This is a genomic window from Stackebrandtia sp., from assembly GCF_035643755.1.
Taxonomy (GTDB): Bacteria; Actinomycetota; Actinomycetes; order Mycobacteriales; family Micromonosporaceae; genus Stackebrandtia.
Genome location: NZ_DASQPW010000097.1, coordinates 1 through 4,552 on the forward strand (window position 1 = coordinate 1; position 4,552 = coordinate 4,552).

Below are 4,552 nucleotides of genomic sequence, written 5' to 3' on the forward strand. Positions count from 1 at the left end.
CCGTGGCGGGCGTGGCGGCGGCGGTGGCGCTGCCGTCGGCCGCGGGGTCGGGTGTGGCGGCGGCGTTCGGCGCCGACGCGGTGAACATCTGCGTCGATGCCAGCGGCGGGCGCGTCAACCGCGTGATGATCGCCGAGCTGCGCGACGGCGACACCGTCGACAACGACGAGGCGCGGGCCACCGACGGCGAGCCGTCGCTGAAGCACGTCGTCGCGGGCGAGCGGTATTCGGCGACGGTCGAGGTGAGGTCGGGGCCGCTGGCCACCAGGCCACTGAAGGACGCCACCGACGTCACCGTGGACGGTCGGCGCGGCCAGCTGGGGCGCGACGCCGACAGCGGCGACCGCACGCTGGTCTTCGACAGCGGGATCGGCGGGGCCGTGGTGTCGGTCGGCTTCGGGTCCCACGCGCCGAGCCGCGACAAGGTCCTGGAGTGGGCCAAGGGCTTCGCGGTGTCCACCAACCCGTCCGACTGCGGCTACTGAGATCCCGCGCCCTCGGGCGTCGGCACCTCCGTGCCTCCACCAATAGTCCATTAAGGAGTTCTATGCCCATTCGCCTCGCACGGCGCAGGCTTCTCGCGGGCTGCGGCGTCGCCGCCACCGCGGGCCTGAGCGCCTGCTCGCACACCCCGCCGATGTCGAAGGACCGCGGCTACATCAGGGGCTCGGGCGGCCGCGCCGTGGACGAGCTGGTCGACTCCGTCGTGCCCGACGGCGCCAGCCTCACCGTAGCCGCCGTCAAGGACGGAAAACTGGTGTACCGCAAGGGATTCGGCTACTCCGACCGCGCGCGAAAGACCCCCGCCACGGGCGACACGGTCTACGACGTCTGCTCGATGACCAAGCAGTTCACCGCCACCGCCGTCCTGAAGCTCGCCCTGGCGGAGAAACTCGGCGTCCACGACAGGCTGTCGCGCTACTTCGACGCCTTCGGCGGCGACAAGCGCGACATCACCCTCCACCAGCTCCTCACCCACACCGCGGGCTTCGTCGACGCGCTCGGCGGTGACTACGAGAAGCTGACCCGCGACGGCATGGTGCGCGCCGCCGCCGCCTCGACGCTGAAATCCAGGCCGGGAGGGACGTACCGATACTCCAATGTGGGCTACAGCCTGCTGGCCGCGATCGTTGAGCGGGTCTCGGGCGCCACCTACGAGACGTACCTCGCCGAGCACCTCTTCGCGCCCGCGGGCCTGATCCACACGGGATACACACGGCTGCAATGGAACACCGACGACATCGCCATCGAATACGACGGACGCGGCAAGCCCCACGGCCGCCCCGACCAACACCCCTGGGCCGACGACGGTCCCTACTGGAACCTCAAGGGCAACGGCGGCCTGCTATCCACCGCCACCGACATGGCCAAGTGGCACCTGGCGCTCGAGGGCGACGCGATCCTGCCGTCGGCGGCCAAGCGCAGGCTCTACCACCCCTATGTCCTGGAGGACAACGGCGAAACCCACTACGGCTACGGCTGGGTGGTCTCCACCGTCGACGGCGACCACATCGCCGAACACAACGGCGGCAACGACTTCACCTTCGGCGAGATCCGCCGCGACCTCGACGCGGGCGCGATGGCCTTCTGGATCACCAACGCCGTACGGAAGGGCGACGCGTTCGACCTGGAGGACCTGGACCTGGCGGCCCAGATCGTCGACGTCCTGCGTCAGTTATCGGACGGCGGGGTGACCCGCTCCTTCAGCTTGCGCAGCGTCTTGGTCAGCGGGTCCTCCGAGCGGTTGAACTCGTCGCGGTAGTGCCGCGCCGCCGACTTGGCCTCCTCGGTGAGGTTGGTGTCGCCGTCGTCCTCGCGGCGGGCGTAGTTGCCGGCCAGGGTGTCCTGATATTCGCCGTCGGTGACCCAGCGGTTCAGGGCCGCCGCCCGCTCCACGGGGAAATCGTGGGTGCGGTGGCTGATCATCAGGATCTTCAGGAAGCTCTCGCGAAGGTCGCCGCCGCCCTCGAACTCCTTGGCCTGCTCCAGGAACGCCGCGATGTCGATCTCGGAGAGGTCGCCGCCGCCGGCCAGCTTGGCCAGTTGGCGGATGCCGACCGTCGGGTTCTGGACCGCCAGCAGGCCCGCCCGGTCGGCCGACAGCTCCGACTTGCGGTCCCATTCGTACAGCGCGGCGATCAACAGCCGCAGGCCGATGGCGCCCCCGGGGATCCACGACACGCTGCCCGTCAACGCCAGCAGCACCGACAGCATCGTCTTATACAGGGCGTGTCCACTTTGGGCGTGCCCGAGTTCGTGTCCCAGCAGGAAGCGCAGCTCGGCCTCGTCGAACTGGGAGACCGCCGCCGAGTTGATCACGATGATCGGCTTGTCGAGACCGATGGTCATGCCGTTGAGGTACGGGTCCTGCGTGACGTACAGCTCGGGCGGCTCGGGCACGTCGAGCACCGACGCCACCGAAAGGTACGCATTGTGGACGCTCTGGTACTGATGACGGTCGACCCGCACCGAGCCCCCCAGGTACTGCAGGCGGATCGCCCGCTCGGGGAGCAGGCTGAACAGCTTGCGCAGCACGACATCGAAGCCCTTCAGCTCGCGCAATGCCACCAACGCCCCGCGGTCGGCGGGGTGCTCCCAGGCGCGGGAGCTGATGCCACGCAAGATGACGGGGTCTCTACGGGTCTCTGGCATGTCGCGTCGCTCCTGGTGAGTCGGGGTGTTTCGCTACGACCCCATCGATGGTAGTTTCGCCGCGCCGCATCGTCCCTTCACACAGGGTCAATTGGCACGAAACCGGGACGTCCAAAGGCGATTTGTCTGGCGCGTTCGGTGCCGGTGGCGTAGTAATGACTCATGAGCTTCGAGATTCGCGGCTACCGTCCCGCCGACGACCACCCCGCGTGTCGGGGGCTGTGGGTCGAGCTGACGCAGGCGCATCGCGGTTTCTACGACGACGACTCCATCGGCGGCAACGACCCCGGCGCGGAGTTCGAGGAGTACCTGACCCGGCTGGAACTGTCGGGCATGTGGGTCGCCGAGGACGACGGCGAGGTCATCGGCTTCACGGGGCTGCTGGTGCGAGGGCGCCACGGCGAGGTGGAGCCGCTGGTGGTGGGCGAGTCCGTCCGCCGCGAGGGCGTGGGGACGGCGCTGCTGGAGAGGGTGGCCGAGGAGGCGGGCCGCCGCGGCCTGGAGTACCTCACGATCCAGCCCGTGACCCGCAACATCGCCGGGCTGCACTGCTTCCACGACGCGGGGTACACCGCGATGTCCCAGGTGACCCTCACCAAGGACCTCGCCGAGCGGCCCCACGAATGGCGCGACGGCATCGAACTGCACGGCCTGCGGTTCACGTACTGATCCGTCACACGCTCGTCCTATGCTGGTGCCTCGGCTAGAAGGAGGCACCATGGCGCTGGCGCTGTACCGCAAGTACCGTCCCCAGACCTTCGCCGAGGTCATCGGGCAGGAACACGTCACCGAACCGCTGATCGCGGCGCTTCGCAACGGGCGGCTCAACCACGCGTACCTGTTCTCGGGGCCGCGCGGCTGCGGCAAGACGTCCAGCGCCCGCATCCTGGCCCGCTCCCTGAACTGCGCCAAGGGCCCCACGCCCGAGCCCTGCGGCGAGTGCGACTCGTGTGTGGCGCTGTCGAGCAACGGCAACGGGTCGATCGACGTCATCGAGATCGACGCGGCCAGCCACGGCGGCGTGGACGACGCCCGCGAGCTGCGGGAGCGCGCGGTGTTCGCGCCGGTGAGCTCCCGCTACAAGATCTACGTGATCGACGAGGCGCACATGGTGTCCTCGGCGGGATTCAACGCGCTGCTCAAGCTGGTGGAGGAGCCGCCCGACTACGTCGTCTTCGTCTTCGCCACCACCGAGCCGGAGAAGGTGCTGCCGACGATTCGATCCCGCACCCACCACTACCCCTTCCGCCTGATGCCGCCCACCGCCATGAAGGGCCTGTGCCAGAAGCTGTGCGACGCCGAGGGCGTCGCGGTGGAGGACACCGTCTATCCGCTGTTGATCCGCGCGGGCGCGGGCTCGGCGCGCGACACGCTGTCGGTGCTGGACCAGCTGATCGCGGGAGCGGGGGACGAGGGCGTGACGTACGCGCGGGCGGTGTCGCTGCTGGGCGTCACCGATGGGGCGCTGCTGGACGAGATGTGCGAGGCGTTGGCGTCCCTGGACGGCGCCGCCGCGATGTCCACCATCGACAGGGCGCTGGAGGCGGGGCACGACCCGCGGCGGTTCGGCTCGGACCTGCTGGAACGCCTGCGGGACCTGATCATCCTCAACCAGGTGCCCGACGCGGCGGGCGAGGGTCTCATCGACGTGCCGTCCGAGGTGCTGGAACGCATGACGGGGCAGGCGGTGCGGATGGGCACGCCGACCCTGACCCGGATGGCCGAGGTGGTGCACCAGGCGCTGGGCGCGATGCGGGGCACCACGGCGCCGCGGCTGCTCCTGGAGCTGGCCTGCGCCCGCGCCATTTTGCCCTCTGTGGACGATTCGCAGGCGGGGTTGTTGCAGCGCATCGATCAGCTCGAGCGGCGGGTCGCCGACGGGGTGCCGATGGCCGCCGCG

5 protein-coding genes are annotated in these 4,552 nt (G+C 69.6%); 4 read left to right on the forward strand and 1 reads right to left on the reverse strand.

The features are described from left to right. Both VE172_RS07315 and VE172_RS07320 read left to right on the forward strand, forming a co-directional pair. The coding region (locus VE172_RS07315; RefSeq protein WP_324799248.1) for a hypothetical protein at positions 1-485 on the forward strand (485 nt) is incomplete at its 5' end. A 62-nt stretch (positions 486-547) separates the two neighbouring features. Further along, positions 548-1,762 (forward strand): serine hydrolase domain-containing protein, encoded by a 1,215-nt coding sequence (locus VE172_RS07320; RefSeq protein ID WP_324799251.1) that lies wholly within the window; start codon positions 548-550, stop codon positions 1,760-1,762. Here the strand turns inward: VE172_RS07320 and VE172_RS07325 are convergent. Then, positions 1,672-2,652, reverse strand: a complete 981-nt coding sequence (locus VE172_RS07325) for a M48 family metallopeptidase (protein WP_324799254.1) — start codon at positions 2,650-2,652, stop codon at positions 1,672-1,674. The genes VE172_RS07320 and VE172_RS07325 overlap by 91 nt on opposite strands. A 162-nt stretch (positions 2,653-2,814) precedes the next feature. Between VE172_RS07325 and VE172_RS07330 the strand changes: the two genes are divergently transcribed. Both VE172_RS07330 and VE172_RS07335 read left to right on the forward strand, forming a co-directional pair. Next, entirely contained in the window at positions 2,815-3,321 is a 507-nt protein-coding gene (locus tag VE172_RS07330) for a GNAT family N-acetyltransferase (protein ID WP_324799257.1), read from the forward strand. 49 nt (positions 3,322-3,370) lie between these two features. Continuing rightward, positions 3,371-4,552 (forward strand): DNA polymerase III subunit gamma and tau (locus VE172_RS07335; protein WP_324799259.1); only part of this gene is annotated, 1,182 nt, incomplete at its 3' end.